This window comes from Agrobacterium sp. lyk4-40-TYG-31 (genome assembly GCF_030209855.1).
Lineage (GTDB): Bacteria > Pseudomonadota > Alphaproteobacteria > Rhizobiales > Rhizobiaceae > Agrobacterium > Agrobacterium vaccinii.
Genome location: NZ_JARVRE010000007.1, coordinates 72,805 through 91,363 on the forward strand (window position 1 = coordinate 72,805; position 18,559 = coordinate 91,363).

Genomic DNA, 18,559 nt, shown 5'->3' on the forward strand with positions numbered 1-18,559 from the left:
GATGGTTTCCGTTCTTTCAGGGCGCTTCGGCATTGCCGGGAGCCGGGTCGTTGGACCGGCGAAGGCGCATAAGGGCTGGAATAAAGATGATGGAGGCCGCCAGCGCCAGCATGAGTGCCGAGGCCGGGTGGGTCAGAAACACGGTCCAGTCACCCTGGCTGATGGCCAGCGAACGGCGCATCTGCTGTTCGATCATCGGGCCCAGAATGAGACCGAGAATACACGGCACGATGGGCACATCCAAAACCCGGCAGAAGAAGCCGATGATACCGATGATCCAAAGCAGGAAGATATCGATTGCATTGCCGTTGATGCTGTAGGTACCAAGCGATGCCAGGACCAGAATGCCGCCATAGAGCCAGGGCTTGGGGATCGATAGCAGCTTGACCCAGATGCCGACCATGGGCAGGTTGAGGATGAGCAGCAGCACGTTGCCGATGTAGAGGCTGGCAATCAGGCCCCAGACCAGATCGCTGTTGCTTTCAAACAGCAGCGGGCCGGGGCGCAGGCCATATTGCTGAAAGGCGGCGAGCAGAACAGCGGCTGTCGTGGAGGTCGGCAGCCCGAGCGCCAGCAGCGGGGACAAGGCACCAGCCGCCGAGGCATTGTTCGCAGCTTCCGGCCCGGCAACACCTTCGATGGCACCCTTGCCGAACTCTTCGGGGTTGCGGGACAGCTTCTTTTCCAGCGTGTAGGAGAGAATTGTCGGCAATTCGCTTCCGCCTGCGGGAATGGCACCGATGGGAAAGCCGATAAGCGTGCCGCGCAGCCAGGGCTTCCAGGACCGAGACCAGTCCTCGCGGCTCATCCAGATCGAGCCTTTCAGCGCATGAATCTTATCGGCAACACCGCCTTCACGCGCCGCCACGAACAGCGTCTCGCCGACAGCGAACAGACCGACCGCAACCACCACGGTGTCGATGCCATCCAGAAGCTCGATGATGCCGAAGGTAAAGCGCTCCTGTCCGGTCTGCGGATCGAGGCCGATGCAGCCGAGGAACAGGCCGAAGCAGAGTGCGGCGATACCTTTGCCGATGGACCGCCCGATGACGGTCGTCACCGTCGCCAGCGACAGGATCATCAGCGCGAAATAATCAGGTGCGGTCAAAAGCAGGGCGACATTGACCAGCAGTGGCGCTGCAAATGTCAGGCCGATGGTGGCGATCGTTCCGGCAATGAAGGAGCCGATGGCAGCGGTGGCCAGCGCTTGCGCACCGCGGCCCTTTCGGGCCATGGCGTTGCCGTCGAGTGCTGTCATCATCGCGCCCGCTTCACCGGGCGTGTTGAGCAGAATGGACGCTGTCGAGCCGCCATACTGCGCACCGTAATAGATGCCCGCAAACATGATGAACGCCGAGATGGGATCAAGCCCCAGTGTCAGCGGCATCAGAAGTGCCACTGTTGTCGCAGGGCCGATGCCGGGCAGCACGCCGATGGCGGTTCCCAGTGTGACGCCCAGAAGCGACCAGCCGATATTGGCGGGCGTGAGGGCAACGGCAAAGCCGTTCATGAGATCGAAGAAAGTATCCATTTGAGCCGGGCCTACTGGTTGGCAGGAAGGATCGGCGCGAGAATGCCGAGCGGAAGATCGAGGCCGAGCCCCCAGTTGAATGCGAAGAGAATGATGCCGGACAGCACGAGGCCGAACACAGCATTCAGCAGCAGCCTGCGATCACCGAAGGCCCAGGCGCCAGCCACGAAGACAAGCGTCGCCATGGGCACCCAACCGGCCTTCTTGATCAGCAGTGCCTCGATCAGCACGGCTGCCGAAATGACGATGACCGGCCAGATGTTTGTTTTTTCATCGCTATTAGTCGCCTCGGCATCGACGCTGAGGCTTTCCAGGCACATCAAAATGGCAGAGACCATGAAGCCTCCACCGATGATCATCGGGAAGACAGCGGGGCCGACGGCGTCATAGCCAAACCCGCCCTGAATGCCGCGGGCATTGAGAAACACCGCAATCCCGATTGCGAATATGGTGATGCCGAATGTGGCCAGTGGCCAGTTTCTGACAGTCATAGCTCCTCCCATGCCGTCATATTAATGTCATCTCACTTAAGCCCAAGACTTGTAAATCTGTCAACACTATTTGCAATAAAATCCGATTAACGATGAATAAATGCGCTAATACAGATAGAATGTTGACATAAAATCCATGCTATGGAAAACATGCGGCAGTGTTTCAGGGAGGTTTCACATGCATCTTCGCCCAACCGTCATATCCGGTCGTATGAGTTCGGAGCTGCGACGTCAGCTGCGGGAAGACCGCAAGCCGCTGGTCGGCATCTCAGGCGCAACGCCGCATCATGCGCAACTGACGGAAGCGGCAGGCTTTCGCCTATTCTTCCAGTCCGGCTCACAGGCAGCGGCCCATATCATGGGCATGCCGGATGCGGGCCTGATGACGTTGACAGAAGCGGTCGATAATATACGCCGTATCTGCCAGTCCATTACCATTCCTGTCATCGCCGATTGCGAGACGGGCTTTGGTAATGCGGTCAACACTACACGCGCCGTGCACGAATTCATCACTGCCGGTGTCGCTGGGTTCTTCCTTGAGGATCAGACTTTTCCCAAGCGCTGCGGCTTTACCAAGGGTGTCGAGGTGGTGCCGATCTCGGAAGCCAGCGCCAAATACCGCGCCGCCTGCGCCAAGCGCGATGAGCTGGACCCGGATGTCGTCGTCATCGCCAGAACGGATTCGCGTGCAGCCGTGGGCGGTAGCGTGGACGAGGTGTTGCGCCGCTGCGAGGCCTATCTGACTTGTGGCGTCGATATGCTGATGGTGATGGCGCTTCAGAGCCGCGAAGAAATGCAGCGCGTGCTGGAAACCTTCCCAGAGGCGGATATTTACATCAACGCAAGCTCGATCAAGCCTGCTCTGTCGGCAGCCGAGTACGAGGCAAGCGGTGCCGCTGTCTACAATATTTCCATCTCGAAAGTTTCCCAATTGATGATGGAAGCATTTTTGCGCGATTGCAAAGAGCGAAACGCCGACGCTTTCAACGACTTCATGGAAACCCAGAAATCCTCGAAACTCGGCACCTTCTCCTATCTCGATCTCACCGGCTTCCCGGCGGTTCTAGACATCGAAAAGCGCTTCCTGCCGGAAGAAAGCCTAGCCAAATATGCGGGGTCACTGGGGGAGTATGACCCGAGGGGATAAGCTGGTCGCTCTTGTGCCGCGCCGGTCGCCGTTCGCCTAGAACGGCCCGACCAGACGTCGGTATTCTGCTTCGGCAGGGCCATAGGTGCCGCTTGCAAAGCTCTCCAGACCCTGTCGATCCAGTATCTTGATCTGATTTCGTTCCGCCGAAATCAGATGTTGACCCTCCAGTACATGGAGTGCGGTGGTGACGCTTTGACGACGCACGGCCAGCACTTCTGAAATGAACGCGTGTGTGAGGCCGATGGCCTCGCCATTCGATCTGTCATGGCACATCAGCAGCCAGCGAGCGAGGCGCTGCTCGATGTTATCTGTGGCGTTGGACAGCGCCGTAAACGCCGTCTGAACAGACATCGCCTGAGCAAATCTCAACAGCAGGGATCGAAGATTAAAACTCTGCTCCATGGCATGGGACACATGGATGCTCTGGATTCTGTAGCCGTGTCCGGCAACCTGCATGAATGTCGAATAGGGCGCGGTCGGATCGTGCATGATGAGCGAGGTCGGGAACATGCCTTCCGAACCAAATATGCCGATCTCCGCCTTCCGGCCTCCGCTGACTTGCGCAACGACGGACGCTATTCCTCGGTCGAGGAAATAACAGTAGTTAGCAATCTTGCCGGATGACGAGAGCTCATACAGCCTCGGCAGTTCCAGCGCTTCCAGATGGGGGGCAAGACGGGAGAAATCGACCGGATCCAACGCCGAGAGGAGTTTATTATGAACCGTCGATTGTTGAAGATTGCTCATATTCTTAACCTCAGTGAGGGCAAGAGCAATGATCATCTCCTAGCCGTTCGCGCCATGAAGTTGCGAACGATGAGTCGCTTTAAGCCATTGGCGTGGCGGATGTATGGCGGCCTTGGAGATCACTATGCAAGGCCTCCAGACTCCATGTCCGAAATGGGACAATTCGGCATGACTTTTAATAGAAATCGCTTGATATCACAGATTACAACTTCGATCTGTGAAGTTATAGACACAGCAATTTTTAGTAACCTTAAGTCTCAAAAACTGTGTTGTGGATATACTGTTTCCGGCTCGTTCTCGTTGTATTCTCTTATCGATCGCAAAACATTAGAGATTTCTAATTAAATCCTTGTGCCTGCTATGTTGCAATGAAAACCACACCTTACCCTACGGAAGACGCTGATACTCAGTCCGAAATCGGACGAACGCAAAAGGCCGTGTGTTTGAAACCCATGCGAGCATTACTTAACTGTGGTACGTGAACACCGTTACGTCAGGCAGACGACTCAGTTGCCAACGGATGCTTCGGTATTCCGAAAATATCATAGAGCGTCGCGAGGAGATGAATAGCTGCCGAGGAATTGCAGGAGTAATAAATCGTCTGCGCATCCCGCCGTGTACTGACGAGATTGGCATCTCGAAGTTTTCCCAGATGCTGTGACAGGGCAGACTGGCTGAGGTTTACCATCTCGGCCAACTGACCGACGGGCACCTCCCGCTGGCTTATGATGTCGAGAATATGCAGGCGCTTTGCATTGGCCATCGCTGCCAAAATGCCCGCAGAATCCATTACCGCACGGTCATCGGAGAACGTAGTTTTCATAGGCAATTCCCGTCACGGGAGGACGTCGTTCAGATTGAAAAGAAGCGATACGAGAACCAGTGCGCATGCGAATCACTCCGCTTTCGCATGTGACCGCTTATCCAGCGGTGAAACGAAGAGTGTCACCTTCCGAGTGTTCATGCAATACAAGTAATCACATTTATGTCCGATATCGGACATTGTGCGGGTCAGAAGCGACATGCCCTTGGCGCGGTAGTCAGTTTAGCGATACGAGCTTACGCAGCGAAGCAATGACATGGTCTGGCTGATACGGTTTCGGGATGAAATGTTCTCCGATACCGAGCGTCTTGTCGCGCAGATGGTGATGACGGGATGTCATGATGATCTTGATCGGTGGCCATCGATCTCTCACAAACGCCGCGAGTTTCAGGCCGTCCACATCACCGGGAATATCGATGTCGGTAAACAGGGCGCGAATGGCAGGGTTGATTGCCAACACGACGATCGCTTCCGTTGCGTTTGCAGCCTCAAAGACCTCAAAGCCCTCTGCTTCCAAATCCGCAACGATAGCAGATCGAATGAGTGCCTCGTTCTCAACGACGAGTACGGCAATTCGGTCCTGGGGCACGAAGGTCTCGCTTCGGTAGGAGGCAATTCACGAACGGTGGTGTACACCACTTTAATGTCCTTTATCGGACATTAAAGATCCGACCTCGAATAGGTTCCACCTTATCTTTCCGCCAGGCCTATGGTTTTCGCCAACGAGACGCAATCCGTGCGCTGGCGATACACCATCGGCATGGGGCTGAATGGTGCGCGATTCAGGTATTTGGAGGGGCATTTGTGAGAAGGTGTGTGCGCTAGAGACGACCAACGTCTGCCGCGCTAGGGCACTTGAGCGCAATAGCGCAATCGATCACCAGCCCTATATGGCGATCATCAGAACCCCGTGACTCGTCTCTGGCGGACGCGATTCTGCAACGAGACCAGAGCTGGCCCGTTCACCTAGTCTGTCACCGTAGGATGAGTCGCGCTGACGTTGATGAAACAACACGCGGCGCGGGTTCTGACGGAGTTGGTATCTCCAACACCACAACGCAAACGCCATCGGCTCGGCACTCATTACGAGGCCAAGGCCGACGGAACCAATGACACACGCCTAAAGGCAGGATTCAAAGCTGAACCCCACTTTTGACTAGACGGTCTTCTCGCACTTGCCAAAAAGCAAGTGCGGTCACGACGAAGTGCTGATCGAGTAATTAGGTCGTAGAAGCAGGCTTGGCCTGCGGAGCAGGCCGCTGCTTCTTCGGTGCTACGATGCCCAGCTCGCGGTTCAGCTTCTTCTGAGCGAGTTTACGGACTCTGCGGATGCCTTCAGCCTTTTCGCGGGCGCGCTTGACTGATGGCTTCTCATAGCTTTCACGGAGACGCATTTCACGGAACACGCCTTCCTGTTGAAGGCGCTTCTTCAGTACGCGTAGCGCCTGATCGACATTGTTATCACGGACGAGGACTTGCAAGCTTTAGCTCCTGGGTAACATTCTGGCAATTATGCACAGTCCATACCCTGCGATTGGGGCTTTTGGCAAGTGTATCGTCACATACTGAGCATAACATTGCGTAATGAACGTGCGATTGGAGGGTAAATAGGGTGAGAGCGGAGGCCACACTAGGGTGTCGGTGGCTTCGGAGGCTCCGGAATCAGCTTGAAAACCAGGGGCGCACTGATACGCCTCGGCGTTTGCGGCATGTCCTTGGTGAAGGGAAGAAAGGGTACGGCCTTGACGGGAACCTCCAATGCGGCCGCGTCAAGGGCGTCATCCCCGGACCCCTCCATAAGGCGCACATCGGAGACCGACCCGTCGGGCTTGATGGTAAAGTCAATTTTTAACGCGTAGTCCCCCACAATTCCGCGCTTGCGAGCTGCATTCGCGATTGGAATCGAAGCGCGTCTCAATCGCGCACTCACATATCTGTTCCACTCAGTCGCATTTTGCGGCAGCGGTGCGGACGGCGCTTCCGCAGAAGTCGCTGAAATATCTGCAGTAAATGGTAAGGCGAGCGCCAGCATTATAACCAGACCGACTCTAGACAGCTTCATCTCGATCCTATCAGCAGTTGTATGCGATCCCACCACACTACATCGCATAGCCCGCTCGGCACAACATTTGTCGAGCCCTGATTGCGGTTCAAAGATCAGCCGGCTGCCATGGTCTTTGCCTCCACACTAATCGTAATGGCCAGCATCAGTGCGACGACACTCGCAGTGACGAACGCCAGAATGAAAGCGCCCGTCGCCCTGACCGCGCCCATGTGCATATCCCTGATAAACCATCGTATCTGCGCCTGCGCATACCATACTATGGCAATCGTCAGCGTCATCGCACCAATCATCATCCCCTGTGCGTGGGGCATGAACATGAAGTCAAATCCCAGGCCGACGACGAATGCAAAGGGTGCCGCGACATAACACTGACTGAAAAAGGGTGGCCGTAGAGAATTCCGGGTGATTCTCGCCGACCGCTGTCGCAGCGCTGTAACCGACATGCACAGCGGAAAAATCCCGAAGACCACGCCACGCGCAATGAGCAGGTTGGAGCCAGATCCCAGTTCCTTGGCGGCAGCGGCGGTATCATAGGCAGAGGGAAAAGCGGATGAGATGCCCTGTGACAGGAGCAGTGTGATCAGCAGAAACAGGGGAGGGCTCAAGGTATCGTCGTACTGATCTTCAAGCCGGTCGGCGAGCTCCGTATCGGCATAGCGCATCATGCTCAGCGGCCTGACGACAGATCGCCACATGGTGAGCGGGTAAAACAGCAGCCATGTGACCAGCTCGTAAAGCAGCTCTTCAAGCGACTTCAGAAGTTTCATAAAATCCAAATCCGCCTCCTGTCACCGCTGCCAGTCTTTACGTAGCCTGTCTGTTAGAGATTGCGAATACGGAAATGCGGTCCTTCATTCGAATATCCATCGGAACATGCCGTAGTGCATCTACTCGATGCTCGTCATTGTAACGGACGGCATACGCTGCCTGTGCCGTCCGCCGATTTCTCCAACACAGTTTGAATCTCGTCTTAACATCCAGACCTGACGGGATATCGATGAAGCATGCAAGGCTGTAATATTTTTTGCTGCTAATTTTCTGATGTGTCACTTGACGCGAGCACCCTCACTGGTTACAGAAAATAAAACAACAACCTTTGAGGGTATTGATATGGATCCCATGCTCGGAATGATTTACTTGCTCCCGTTTTCATGGGCCCCGAACGGTTATAGCGTCTGCCAGGGGCAGACTGTCCAGGTCATGCAGTATCAGGGGCTCTATTCGCTTATTGGGGAAACTTATGGTGGTAGTCTTGTCAACAGTAATTTCATGCTGCCGGATTTGCGCGGCAGAGTGCCGCTGGGGGCGGGCGTGAGCCCTACTCTTGGAACTTTCCCCTTCGCAAGTTCCCAGGGCGAAACCGCGCATACGCTTACTCAGGACCAAATGCCTGTTCACAGCCATCAAGCCAGCTTCGCTCCGGTCTTAACAGAGCAGAATGTAACAATTCCAGGCGTTCCAAGTACTCTCAATGTTGCCGTTGATGTGGATGTTTACGGTGCTGTCGGCGATGCAAATTTACCAAGCAGCACGAACAATATGTTGTCCGGCGTTGCCAGTACAAACAACAGAATGTACGCCTCTCCCAAGACTGCCGATCTCGTGAAGTTGAGCAACGTCAACACGAAGGTCACCGGCGATGCAGGTTCACCCGGCGCAACGGTAAAAATCAACGCTCTCACAGGCGGTGCCGTGACCATAGCTGCCGCGGGCAAGAGCGAGTCGGTGTCCCTGATGCAACCGTATCTCGCCATGAACTTCGTCATCGCCATGGTCGGCATTTATCCGGATCGACCATGACGCTGGACATGGCAACGATAAGGGCTTCATTGCTTCAACCCTATGTCGGCGAACTGTTCCAGATGGTGCATTCCCCCGATCTCGCCATCCCCGTGCAATTGAAACGATGTAGTGAATTTCCCGAAGGAAGGATGCAAGGTACACCTCGAACGCCATTTTCACTGGAATTCGAGGCTGAAGATGAAACTGTGCCGCCTTTTCAATGGGGGGACTTCTCGTTTTTTCATCCCGATGTTCCCGCCATTGGACCGGTTCACGTTTCGCGTATCCTGAACCCTACAGCCCCGACCAGGGCTCTGTTTCAAGTTGTATTCGGCTAAAACAATGGAGCAGCCAACATGGCAGCGCTGAACGGCTCATTTCCATTGCCCGGCAATCTGGCTTTGCGGTTTGTCCGGGCTCAGGATGAGCCATTTCTGTTGCAATTGCTTATCGAGGCCAGGCCGTGGCTGTCCTGGGTTGATGGCAAGCCGGATTTTTTACGCATGTTGCACAAGCAACAATTCGATACTCTGCGCGAAGGGCTGGGCAACGCCTACCCTGAGCATATGGACATGGTTATTGAAGATAATTGCAACCGCGTTGGAAGACTTGTCGTTTCGCTGGGCTACAGCAACTGGCGCCTGTCGGAGTTGCAACTCATGACCGCAGCCCGAGGTAAAGGCATTGGGACCAATGTGGTGCGGGGGCTTCAGGCCGCCGCTGAAAATATGGACATTCCGATCACTCTTTCCACGCCCATGTTTGGCACAAGCGCCAGACACATCTACGAACGCCTTGGCTTTCAGCTAACAGGCACTGAACCTCCACACTACCACATGCGATGGTTACCCCGCCCACAGGTTGTATCGAAGATGCAACAGTAGAAAAAACTAATACACTTTTCTTGAAACCAAAATACCACCTGTACTAGAAATCGATAAATTACGTGATAGTAATTTTTGAGATACGGGGCAGTGGGATAACGACTCGTGGTTGCGGTTCCGCGTGTATTTTGGGGAAGTTTCGTGCAGAAGAAAACGTCTAACGATGCGTTTCATAAGGTCGCGTCTGCTCTTTCGTTTCCGACGCGAAAATCGGCTAAATTTCTTCTGTCTTTGGCCGTTTTCTTTGGTGTCGCGGGCCAGGCGCAAGCTCTGAGTTGTCAGGATGTGAACTCGGACTGGAGCAGTGGCGTAACAGTAGCGAATGGCTCTACTAGTATATATACAGAATATGAATTTAACGCTGGTGACAAATTAAGCTGGACGGTCACGTTTACAGGGACTGGTTCGGAAAATAAATATGCAGCCGCTGTAATTGATGTGTATGATTACGGAATCGTTCTAAATTCTAGTAATGCATCTGGAAATGATACTGTCTCTTCAAGCTTCGTATTACCATCTGATTCGGGGGCCGAAGTCAGTCTGACTGGACCGGTCAATACTGGCGCTACCCTCATACTGACGTGTGCAACGGCTTCATCCGACGCAACACTGTCAGCACTTGCGCTCGACAACGGCAGCTTAGATCCTGGCTTTTCGTCTGCGACAACCAGCTACACGGTCTCAGTCGCCAATTCAGTAAGCTCTATAGCCATCACCCCAACGGCCAATGATGGGAACTCAACCATAACAGTAAAGGGCGTAGCGGTCACATCCGGTGCCGCATCATCCTCCATCCCCCTCAACGTGGGTACCAACGCAATCCCTGTTGTGGTGACGCCGGAATATGGCAGTTCAAAAACCTACACAGTCACGGTTACGCGCGAAGCGGGCCCCGTTATTTCATCCATATCTCCCGAAAGCGGTTCCACCAATGGTGGAACATCCGTCTCGATCACTGGCACCAATCTCGCCTCCATCAATAGCGTCAAATTCGGAACGGAAGCTGCCACAAATTTCACCGTCAACAGCGCAACATCCATCAGCGCAACCACGCCAGCTCATGTGGCTGGTGCTGTCGATGTCGTGCTGTCGGATGGAACGAATACGGCGACGCTCCTAAGTGGATTCACATATAATGCCGCAACCTTCACCTTCTCGCCACCCCGGGGCGCCCTGACAGCAGGCACTGTGGGCACGGCCTATAACGTGACCATCGCGGCATCTGGCGGTACAGCGTCCTACACATACGAGGTCACATCAGGTGAACTTCCCGCAGGCCTCGACCTCAACTCCTCGACCGGCGTCATTTCCGGCACCCCGAAAGCAGCTGAAAGCGCGACCTTCACCATTACCGCAAAGGATGCAAACGCCGCGACAAGCCCGGCGGTCTACACGCTGGTGATTGGGGTTCAAGCTCCTGTGGCTAACGCCGTTTCAGAGACGGTGGCTGCCAACTCGTCAGCCAACGCCATCACCCTCAACATAACAGGTGGCGCTGCCGCATCGGTCGCCGTGGATACGCAAGCCAGCCATGGCACGGCAACGGCATCCGGCACCACCATCACCTACACCCCGACGGCAGGCTATTCCGGCGTGGACAGCTTCACCTACACGGCGACGAATGCGACGAGCACGTCGTCACCGGCGACCGTCTCCATCACCGTGTCGGCCCCGACCTCGTTCACCTTCTCTCCACCCCGGGGCGCCCTGACAGCAGGCACTGTGGGCACGGCCTATAATGTCACCATCGCGGCCTCGGGCGGTACAGCGTCCTATACATACGAGGTCACATCAGGTGAGCTACCAGCAGGCCTCGACCTCAATTCCTCAACCGGCGTCATTTTCGGTACGCCGACAGCTGCTGTAAGCGCGACCTTCACCATTACCGCAAAGGATGCAAACACTGCACAAGACTCGGCGGCCTATACGCTGGTGATTGGGGTTGAAGCTCCTGTGGCGAACGCCGTCTCGAAAACAGTTGCTGCTAACTCGTCGGCCAATGCCATCACCCTCAACATAACAGGTGGTGCTGCCGCTTCGGTCGCCGTTGATACGCAAGCCAGCCATGGCACGGCAACGGCATCCGGCACTAACATCACCTACACGCCGACGGCAGGCTATTCCGGCGTCGACAGCTTCACCTACACGGCGACGAATGCGAGCGGGACATCGCCAGCTGCAACGGTCTCCATCACCGTGTCGGCCCCGACCTCCTTCACCTTCTCGCCACCCGCAGGAGCTCTGACCGCAGGCACGGTAGGCACGGCCTATAACGTGACCATCGCGGCCTCGGGCGGTACGGCGTCCTACACATACGAGGTCACATTAGGTGAGCTACCAGCAGGTCTCGACCTCAACTCCTCAACCGGCGTCATTTCCGGCACCCCGATAGCGGCTGAAAACGCGAGCTTCACCATCACCGCAAAGGATGCAAACACTGCACAAGACTCGGCGGCCTATACGCTGAGCGTCATCGCTGCGATAGAAGATCTCGTTCTGTCTCCCTCTGAAGGTAATCTGACGGATGCGATGGCTGGAGAAACATACAATCAACAGGTCACGGTCTCAGGCGGAACCGCCCCTTTCGCGTTCAATGTCATTTCGGGCACCTTGCCGGATGGGCTCACATTGAGCACATCCGGTTTATTGTCCGGTACATTGGCTGACAACACGCAGAACGACTATGTTTTCGAGGTCCAGGTCAGGGACGCGCAAAACATGATCGGAAAAGCTCGATACAATCTGACGGTAAAGGAGCAATCCGTTCAGGTTGTAAGTCAGACGATCACTGTCGAGGCGGGTTCCTCTCCCCCAGATACGCGTCTCGACAAGAATGCGACCGGCGGTCCCTTCGATAGTGGAGAGCTTGTTTCCGTCGTGCCGTCGAATGCGGGCAGGGCTGTTCTCACCATGGGTGACTATGCACAATCCGGTCCGGTTTCTCCGGTTGGCTGGTATCTGAAGTTTACTCCGACGCCGGGCTTTTCCGGGCCTGTCGTGATCACCTTCAGCCTCACGAGCGGCCTTGGCAGCAGCACGGGAACCGTGACCTATAACCTTGGTTACAATCCAGCCGAGGTCGCAACCGAGATCGATGGCCTCGTCAGGGATTTTGTGAGATCGCGACAAAGCATGATCTCATCAACCATCAACGTGCCGGGTCTTCTGGAAAGACGGAAGGCAGAGAACGCGAACGAGCCGGTGACGACGAGGATATCTCCCTCTTCCAATGGTATGACAATCGGCTTTTCAACCAGTTTCGCCCAGATTGAGGCCTATCGAAACGGTGCTGGCGATGCTTCCGGGCAATCCCTGGGCGGAATATCGTCGTCGCCATTCAATGTCTGGCTGAGCGGTGCATTTCTGATGCACAATCGCGATGATGACGACGATCGCAGGTGGGGTAGCTTTGGCATGCTCTCGGCGGGCGCTGATTACCTGATTACTGACAAGGCACTCGTCGGTCTGTCGTTCCACCTGGATAGAATGACCGATCCGACCGATGCGGATGCAAAACTTACGGGCAACGGCTGGCTGGTAGGGCCCTATAGCTCACTGGAGATTGGCAAGGGCGTGTACTGGGATACTAGTATTCTCTACGGCGGTTCGGCCAATGACATCGACACCGCTTTCTGGGACGGAACATTCGACACCAAACGCTGGATGGCTGATACGACGATCAAGGGGCAATGGCGTTTGGATGAGGTAACTGTGTTGACGCCCAAGTTACGCGCTGTCTATCTCTCCGAACAGGTCAACGATTACACTGTGTCCAATGCCGCAGGCGATGAGTTGACCCTCGATGGCTTCACTTCCGAGCAACTGCGAGTGAGCCTTGGCGCCGAAGTGGCGCGAAAGTTCACGCTGAGCAATGATACCACGCTGACCCCGAAGATTGGCCTCACAGGCGGGTTCGCTGGTCTTGACGGGTCCGGTGCTTTTGGCACGGTATCGACGGGAATATCGCTTGCAACCCCCGACGATTGGAACCTCGATTTTAGCCTGCTTTTCAATGTGGAAGGCGATGGCGACAGGTATGGAGGGGCACGCGCAAGGATGAGTAAGCGATTCTGATCCGAGGTTCTCACCGGGGAAAAGGGTTTCGGCGGTTGCCGGTGCCTGTCCTGCTTTCCTAGCGTTGAGCACACCGAAGCGTTCACGCGGCGCGGAGCGTCCGTGGTGTGCAGTCGTTCAGACCCGGAGGACACACGCAAATGCGGTGATGTCTCTGGTATGGTGGTCTTCGTGTCCGCATTTGCGTGGTCACTGGTCGTTCCGTCCGCCTGTTTCCTCAGCCTAAGCCGAGGGGAGGGTTTGTCTGAGGCGTTATGGCTCCCATACAAACCCTCCATCCGTCTTGCCACGCAACCAGACATCTTGGCTTGCCGGAGCTCTCGATGGGTCCGGGGCCGTCGGCTGGGGTCGTGGCACCGATGTCTCGGTTTCGACCGCACGTTCCGGCCAAACCCAAACACCACTTCCAGCCGCCACGATGTCTCGCGATACACCCTGCCGATGGAAGCGAGGCAATTGTAGGCACAGCTTCGGGGACCATTGAGAAAGCTTTTGTCGATTTTTTGCGTTTTTTCGATAAGGCTTTGATTTTTAACGGATCTTTTTTCAAATGACAATCATAGGCGGCATGGCCTGATCTATCCGCTTCTGACGCTGGAAAGCTCGAAGATTCTTCAATGCGTTGATTTTATTTATTTTTTTGATTTTCGCGTGAAACTCATGGATGACGTGGAGAAGGAGCCGCGGTTTACCAAGAGCTCACGCAGGTTCTGCAAGCCGACGACCGGGGCGCACCGCACCCCGGTCGTATCAAAGAATTACAGCTTCACCCAGCCGCCATTCTGCCTTGACGAGGCGATGCAGGCCTCTACGAAGGCGACGCCTTTGACGCCGTCGTCGATGGTGGGGTAGGTGACCGCCTTGTCCAGCGCCGTGCCGTTGCGCCGTGCATCGATGGCGTTTGCGGCTTCGGTGTAGATTGTCGCAAAGGCTTCGAGGTAGCCTTCCGGGTGGCCGGAGGGGATGCGGCTGACGCGGGCGGCAGATGCACCGGCACCTGCTCCACCGCGGGTGATCAGCTGCTTGGGCTCGCCAAGCTTGGTGAACCACAGATAGTTCGGATCGGCCTGCGTCCACTCGATGCCAGCCTTGCTGCCATAGATGCGAACCTTGAGGCCGTTCTCGTTGCCCACAGCCACCTGGCTGCACCACAGCAGACCCTTGGCAGAGGCTTTGCCATCCCTGGCCTTGAAGCGCAGCATGACATGGGCGTTATCGTCCAGACGACGCCCTTCCACGAAGGTGTGGACGTCTGCGGCCAGTTCTTCGGTTTCGAGACCGGAGATGAAGCAGCCGAGATTATAGGCGTGGGTGCCGATATCGCCGGTGGAGCCGCCAGCGCCCGATTGCGCCGGGTCGGTGCGCCATACGGCCTGCTTGGCACCGGTCTGTTCGACGGGTTCTGCCAGCCAGTCCTGTGGATATTCCATCTGCACCAGCCGGATATCACCCAGTGCGCCGCTTTCCACCAGTTCGCGCGCATGGCGCACCATCGGGTAGCCGGTGTAGTTGTGGGTCAGCACGAACAGCGCATCGGACTTGTCCGCCACCGCTTTCAGCTTTTTCGCATCCCCCAGATTGGAGGTCAGCGGCTTGTCGCAGATGACATGGATGCCCCGTTCCAGAAATGCCTTTGCCGCCGGATAGTGCACATGGTTGGGCGTGACGATGGCGACGGCCTCGATGCCATCTTCGCGTGCCGCTTCTTTTTCGGCCATCTCCTCGAAGGAGCCGTAGCAGCGGTCCTCGTCCAGTCCCAGTTCGAGACCGGAGGCCTTGGATTTTTCAGGAGTGGAGGACAAAGCGCCTGCCACCAGCTCAAACCGGTTGTCCAGCCGTGCCGCCATGCGGTGCACGCCGCCGATGAAGGCGCCTGCGCCACCACCCACCATGCCAAGGCGAATGCGCTTGCTCGCCTTGTCGGTCGTCTTTCCTTCAATAGCCATGAAATGTCCTCGAAATGGTTTATAGGCCCAGCATGCGGCGGTTGGCGGCATCATCAGTGCCGCTTGAAGCGAAGTCGTCGAAGGCCTTTTCGGTAACGCGAATGATGTGTGCCTTGACGAATTCAGAGCCCTCGGCAGCGCCATCTTCCGGGTGCTTCAACGCGCATTCCCATTCGACAACGGCCCAGCCATCGAAATCATTGGCGGCCATTTTCGAGAACACGGCGCCGAAATCCACCTGCCCGTCGCCCAGCGACCGGAAGCGGCCAGCGCGGTTGACCCAGCCCTGATAGCCGCCATAAACGCCTTGGCGACCGGTGGGGTTGAACTCCGCATCCTTGACGTGAAACATCTTGATGCGGTCTTTGTAGATGTCGATATTGTCGAGATAATCCAGGCATTGCAGCACGTAATGCGAGGGATCATAGAGCATGTTGGCGCGGCTGTGGTTCTTTACGCGCTCCAGGAACATCTCGAAGGTCACGCCGTCATGCAGGTCTTCGCCGGGGTGAATTTCGTAGCAGACGTCCACACCCTGCTCGTCGGCATAATCTAGGATCGGCGTCCAGCGCTTGGCCAGCTCATCGAAAGCGGCTTCCACCAGACCGGCAGGGCGCTGCGGCCATGGGTAGATAAAGGGCCATGCGAGTGCGCCGGAGAAGGTGGCATGGGCATCGATGCCGAGATTGCGCGATGCCTTCAGCGCCAACTTCACCTGCTCGACCGCCCATTCCTGACGCGCCTTCGGGTTGCCGCGCACTTCAGGTGCAGCAAAGCCGTCAAAGGCTTCGTCGTAAGCAGGATGTACGGCGACAAGCTGACCTTGCAGGTGAGTAGAAAGTTCGGTGATTTCGACGCCGTTACTCCGGGCCACACCGGCGAACTCGTCGCAGTAGTCCTTGGATTCGGCTGCTTTTTTAAGGTCGATCAACTGTCCGGCCCATGTGGGCACCTGTACACCGAGATACCCTTTATCAGCCGCCCATTTGGTGATGCCGTCCCACGTGTTGAAAGGTGCAGCATCGCCCGCAAACTGACCGAGAAAAAGCCCCGGTCCCTTGATCGTCTTCATGAATTGATCCTCCTGCATCGATACAGATAAGCGGTTTGAGCCTCCACTCGCCACCGGCGCTCAAGCTAACCGCTGATTATTTTCGTGCAACCCTCAATCATCATTGCGGCATGAGAATTTGCATTTTCACCTCTCCGGCAGGCGCAGATGCGGCGATGTCGAAGGCCTTGATGCTGTCTTCGAAATCGAAGGTGCGGGTGATGAGTGCGGAGACATCGATGGCACCGGACGCCAACATATCGACGCAGCGGCCAAAGACGTTGGCATAGCGGAAAACATGCTCGACACGCGCTTCACGAATTTGCGCTGCCACCACGTCATAGGCCACCAGCTTGGTCGGCATACCGACGAAAACGACCGTTCCGGCGGGTCTCAGCGGCTCGAACACGCGGGTGATGGCCGCTTCTGCACCGGAGCATTCGAAAATGACATCCGCACCCCAGCCGCCGGTGGATTTCAGCACCTGTTCGGCAAGATCATGCTCGCGGACATTGACGGTTTCGACCGGGCCTAGACCACGGGCCATATCCAGCTTCACCGGATCGACATCCGACACGATGACGCGCGCGCAACCGGCAGCAAGGGCGGCCAGAACCGTGACGAGACCGATGGGACCGGCACCGATCACGACGGCGATATCACCCGGCTTGACCTTGGCCTGCGTAGCCGCCTGAACGCCGACCGCCAGCGGTTCTACCATCGCGCCCGCTGCAAAGGAGACATTGTCGGGCAGTTTGAACGTATAGGCCGCCGGATGCACGACGGATGCACGCAACACGCCATGAATCGGCGGCGTTGCCCAGAAACGAACGGCGGGATCGAGATTGTAATTGCCGATGCGGCTTGCGCGGCTGATTGGGTCAGGGATGCCTGGCTCCATGCACACGCGGTCTCCCACCGACAGGTTGGTTACGGCGGAGCCAATTTCGGTCACGGTGCCGGAGGCCTCATGTCCCAGAATCATTGGCTCGCGCACCACGAAATTGCCGATGGCACCGTGGGTATAGTAGTGCACGTCGCTGCCGCAAATGCCGACTGTATGGATGGCAATGCGTACATCATGCGGCCCAACTTGCTCTTCCAGCGGAAACGGACGCAGCGAAAGCTTGCCGATTTCCTCCAGAACGAGTGCGCGTTCTTCGCGGGGTTTCACCTGTGATTGCATTGCATTCTCCTCGACTCTCAACAGCATCTGCTCAGATAACAAAATCGCGAAGAGGGCGAAGAAGCAAGGTTTAAAAGCAACTTTTAGAGAGTGAGCATGTTTGCGTTCCAGACACCCACAGGAGGAGACCCACACATGTTACTGACCAGACGCGCCATCATGGCGGCCACAGCAGCCACTGCCGCAGCATCCGCCCTTTCCGCGCCGTCCATCGCACGCGCCGCCCTGCCGTTGAAACAACCGGCCTTGCCATTCGCGGAAGATGCGCTTGCTCCGCACATTTCGGCCAAAACCGTTGGTCTGCATTACGGCAAGCATCACAAGGCCTATTTCGACAAGCTCAACACGCTGGCCAAGGGCACACCATACGCCGATATGGAGCTGGAAGAGATCGTCAAGGCTTCCGCTGGCAAGACTGCCGACAAGAAGATTTTCAACAACGCAGCCCAAGCGTGGAACCATGTGGTCTATTGGGATCAATTCGTGCCGGGCGGCCCGAAAAGACCGGATGGCAAGGCCGCCGAGGAGCTCAGCGCGGCCTTCGGTGATTACGATGCGTTTATTGCCAAGGCCGTTGCCACGTCAGACGAAGTCTTCGGCACCGGCTGGGTGTGGCTGACGCGCGATGATCAGGGCAAGCTGGCACTCGTGGGCTATGAGGATGCCAACAACCCGGTTGCCGTCGGTCGTCCCGCTTATCTCGGCGTCGATATCTGGGAACACGCCTATTACGTGGATTATGAAAACCGCAAGCCGGAGCACATCAAAGCCGTGCTGGAAAACCTCATCAATTGGCGAGTCGTGGGCGATAAGATCGCTTGAGTGTAAC

The 18,559-nt window shown here is 56.3% G+C and carries 17 protein-coding genes; 6 read left to right on the forward strand and 11 right to left on the reverse strand.

The features are described 5' to 3' along the window. Positions 1-16 precede the first annotated feature (16 nt). Entirely contained in the window at positions 17-1,531 is a 1,515-nt protein-coding gene (locus QRN55_RS15475; RefSeq protein WP_111841671.1) for a tripartite tricarboxylate transporter permease, read from the reverse strand. 11 nt (positions 1,532-1,542) lie between these two features. Next, complete coding sequence (locus tag QRN55_RS15480; protein WP_284777388.1) at positions 1,543-2,022, reverse strand: tripartite tricarboxylate transporter TctB family protein; 480 nt, start codon at positions 2,020-2,022, stop codon at positions 1,543-1,545. A 178-nt stretch (positions 2,023-2,200) separates the two neighbouring features. On the opposite strand from QRN55_RS15480, the gene QRN55_RS15485 reads away from it, so the two are divergent. Beyond that, positions 2,201-3,169, forward strand: coding sequence for an isocitrate lyase/PEP mutase family protein (locus QRN55_RS15485; protein ID WP_284777389.1), 969 nt, complete (start codon positions 2,201-2,203; stop codon positions 3,167-3,169). Between the two features lie 36 nt (positions 3,170-3,205). On the opposite strand, the gene QRN55_RS15490 is transcribed toward QRN55_RS15485, so the two are convergent. From QRN55_RS15490 to QRN55_RS15515, 6 genes are all read right to left on the reverse strand, one after another. Continuing rightward, positions 3,206-3,955, reverse strand: a complete 750-nt coding sequence (locus QRN55_RS15490; RefSeq protein WP_284777390.1) for a Crp/Fnr family transcriptional regulator — start codon at positions 3,953-3,955, stop codon at positions 3,206-3,208. A gap of 457 nt (positions 3,956-4,412) precedes the next feature. Next, on the reverse strand, positions 4,413-4,742 hold the full coding sequence (locus QRN55_RS15495; RefSeq protein WP_111841675.1) for an ArsR/SmtB family transcription factor: 330 nt from the start codon (positions 4,740-4,742) through the stop codon (positions 4,413-4,415). A gap of 217 nt (positions 4,743-4,959) precedes the next feature. Next, complete coding sequence (locus tag QRN55_RS15500; protein WP_284777391.1) at positions 4,960-5,331, reverse strand: response regulator; 372 nt, start codon at positions 5,329-5,331, stop codon at positions 4,960-4,962. Between the two features lie 631 nt (positions 5,332-5,962). Continuing rightward, complete coding sequence (gene rpsU, locus QRN55_RS15505) at positions 5,963-6,223, reverse strand: 30S ribosomal protein S21 (RefSeq protein WP_111841677.1); 261 nt, start codon at positions 6,221-6,223, stop codon at positions 5,963-5,965. Positions 6,224-6,372: 149 nt separating this feature from the next. Next, on the reverse strand, positions 6,373-6,774 hold the full coding sequence (locus QRN55_RS15510) for an energy transducer TonB (RefSeq protein ID WP_284777392.1): 402 nt from the start codon (positions 6,772-6,774) through the stop codon (positions 6,373-6,375). A 125-nt stretch (positions 6,775-6,899) separates the two neighbouring features. Beyond that, positions 6,900-7,574, reverse strand: coding sequence for a permease (locus tag QRN55_RS15515; RefSeq protein ID WP_284777393.1), 675 nt, complete (start codon positions 7,572-7,574; stop codon positions 6,900-6,902). A 343-nt stretch (positions 7,575-7,917) separates the two neighbouring features. Here QRN55_RS15515 and QRN55_RS15520 point away from each other — a divergent pair, with 343 nt between their 5' ends. The 4 genes from QRN55_RS15520 to QRN55_RS15535 all read left to right on the forward strand — a co-directional run bounded on the left by QRN55_RS15520 (position 7,918) and on the right by QRN55_RS15535 (position 13,547). Continuing rightward, positions 7,918-8,607 carry a phage tail protein gene (locus tag QRN55_RS15520; protein WP_162694746.1) on the forward strand — a complete coding sequence of 230 codons (690 nt, stop codon included), beginning with the start codon at positions 7,918-7,920 and terminating at the stop codon, positions 8,605-8,607. Further along, a complete protein-coding gene (locus tag QRN55_RS15525) occupies positions 8,604-8,927 on the forward strand; it encodes a DUF6916 family protein (RefSeq protein WP_112501779.1) in 324 nt (107 codons plus the stop codon). Before QRN55_RS15520 ends, QRN55_RS15525 begins: the two co-directional genes overlap by 4 nt. 18 nt (positions 8,928-8,945) lie before the next feature. Then, positions 8,946-9,473 carry a GNAT family N-acetyltransferase gene (locus tag QRN55_RS15530; RefSeq protein ID WP_112501780.1) on the forward strand — a complete coding sequence of 176 codons (528 nt, stop codon included), beginning with the start codon at positions 8,946-8,948 and terminating at the stop codon, positions 9,471-9,473. 438 nt (positions 9,474-9,911) lie between these two features. Further along, positions 9,912-13,547, forward strand: a complete 3,636-nt coding sequence (locus QRN55_RS15535) for a putative Ig domain-containing protein (protein ID WP_284777394.1) — start codon at positions 9,912-9,914, stop codon at positions 13,545-13,547. Positions 13,548-14,305: 758 nt separating this feature from the next. On the opposite strand, the gene QRN55_RS15540 is transcribed toward QRN55_RS15535, so the two are convergent. The 3 genes from QRN55_RS15540 to QRN55_RS15550 form a co-directional block, all read right to left on the reverse strand. After that, positions 14,306-15,493, reverse strand: coding sequence for a Gfo/Idh/MocA family protein (locus tag QRN55_RS15540; RefSeq protein WP_284777395.1), 1,188 nt, complete (start codon positions 15,491-15,493; stop codon positions 14,306-14,308). 19 nt (positions 15,494-15,512) lie between these two features. Then, a complete protein-coding gene (locus QRN55_RS15545) occupies positions 15,513-16,565 on the reverse strand; it encodes a sugar phosphate isomerase/epimerase family protein (RefSeq protein ID WP_065699303.1) in 1,053 nt (350 codons plus the stop codon). Positions 16,566-16,665: 100 nt separating this feature from the next. Then, a complete protein-coding gene (locus QRN55_RS15550; RefSeq protein ID WP_284777396.1) occupies positions 16,666-17,730 on the reverse strand; it encodes an NAD(P)-dependent alcohol dehydrogenase in 1,065 nt (354 codons plus the stop codon). A 135-nt stretch (positions 17,731-17,865) separates the two neighbouring features. On the opposite strand from QRN55_RS15550, the gene QRN55_RS15555 reads away from it, so the two are divergent. Beyond that, positions 17,866-18,552 carry a superoxide dismutase gene (locus QRN55_RS15555; RefSeq protein WP_284777397.1) on the forward strand — a complete coding sequence of 229 codons (687 nt, stop codon included), beginning with the start codon at positions 17,866-17,868 and terminating at the stop codon, positions 18,550-18,552. Positions 18,553-18,559 lie beyond the last annotated feature (7 nt).

Bases quoted from the DNA above. Each gene is read 5' to 3' on its own strand.
- QRN55_RS15495 (WP_111841675.1), bottom strand. From the start codon at position 4,742: ATGAAAACTACGTTCTCCGATGACCGTGCGGTAATGGATTCTGCGGGC.
- QRN55_RS15555 (WP_284777397.1), top strand. From the start codon at position 17,866: ATGTTACTGACCAGACGCGCCATCATGGCGGCCACAGCAGCCACTGCC.
- QRN55_RS15515 (WP_284777393.1), bottom strand. From the start codon at position 7,574: ATGAAACTTCTGAAGTCGCTTGAAGAGCTGCTTTACGAGCTGGTCACA.
- QRN55_RS15475 (WP_111841671.1), bottom strand. From the start codon at position 1,531: ATGGATACTTTCTTCGATCTCATGAACGGCTTTGCCGTTGCCCTCACG.
- QRN55_RS15545 (WP_065699303.1), bottom strand. From the start codon at position 16,565: ATGAAGACGATCAAGGGACCGGGGCTTTTTCTCGGTCAGTTTGCGGGC.
- QRN55_RS15540 (WP_284777395.1), bottom strand. From the start codon at position 15,493: ATGGCTATTGAAGGAAAGACGACCGACAAGGCGAGCAAGCGCATTCGC.
- QRN55_RS15510 (WP_284777392.1), bottom strand. From the start codon at position 6,774: ATGCTGGCGCTCGCCTTACCATTTACTGCAGATATTTCAGCGACTTCT.
- QRN55_RS15490 (WP_284777390.1), bottom strand. From the start codon at position 3,955: ATGATCATTGCTCTTGCCCTCACTGAGGTTAAGAATATGAGCAATCTT.
- QRN55_RS15525 (WP_112501779.1), top strand. From the start codon at position 8,604: ATGACGCTGGACATGGCAACGATAAGGGCTTCATTGCTTCAACCCTAT.
- QRN55_RS15485 (WP_284777389.1), top strand. From the start codon at position 2,201: ATGCATCTTCGCCCAACCGTCATATCCGGTCGTATGAGTTCGGAGCTG.
- QRN55_RS15480 (WP_284777388.1), bottom strand. From the start codon at position 2,022: ATGACTGTCAGAAACTGGCCACTGGCCACATTCGGCATCACCATATTC.
- QRN55_RS15530 (WP_112501780.1), top strand. From the start codon at position 8,946: ATGGCAGCGCTGAACGGCTCATTTCCATTGCCCGGCAATCTGGCTTTG.
- QRN55_RS15550 (WP_284777396.1), bottom strand. From the start codon at position 17,730: ATGCAATCACAGGTGAAACCCCGCGAAGAACGCGCACTCGTTCTGGAG.
- QRN55_RS15520 (WP_162694746.1), top strand. From the start codon at position 7,918: ATGGATCCCATGCTCGGAATGATTTACTTGCTCCCGTTTTCATGGGCC.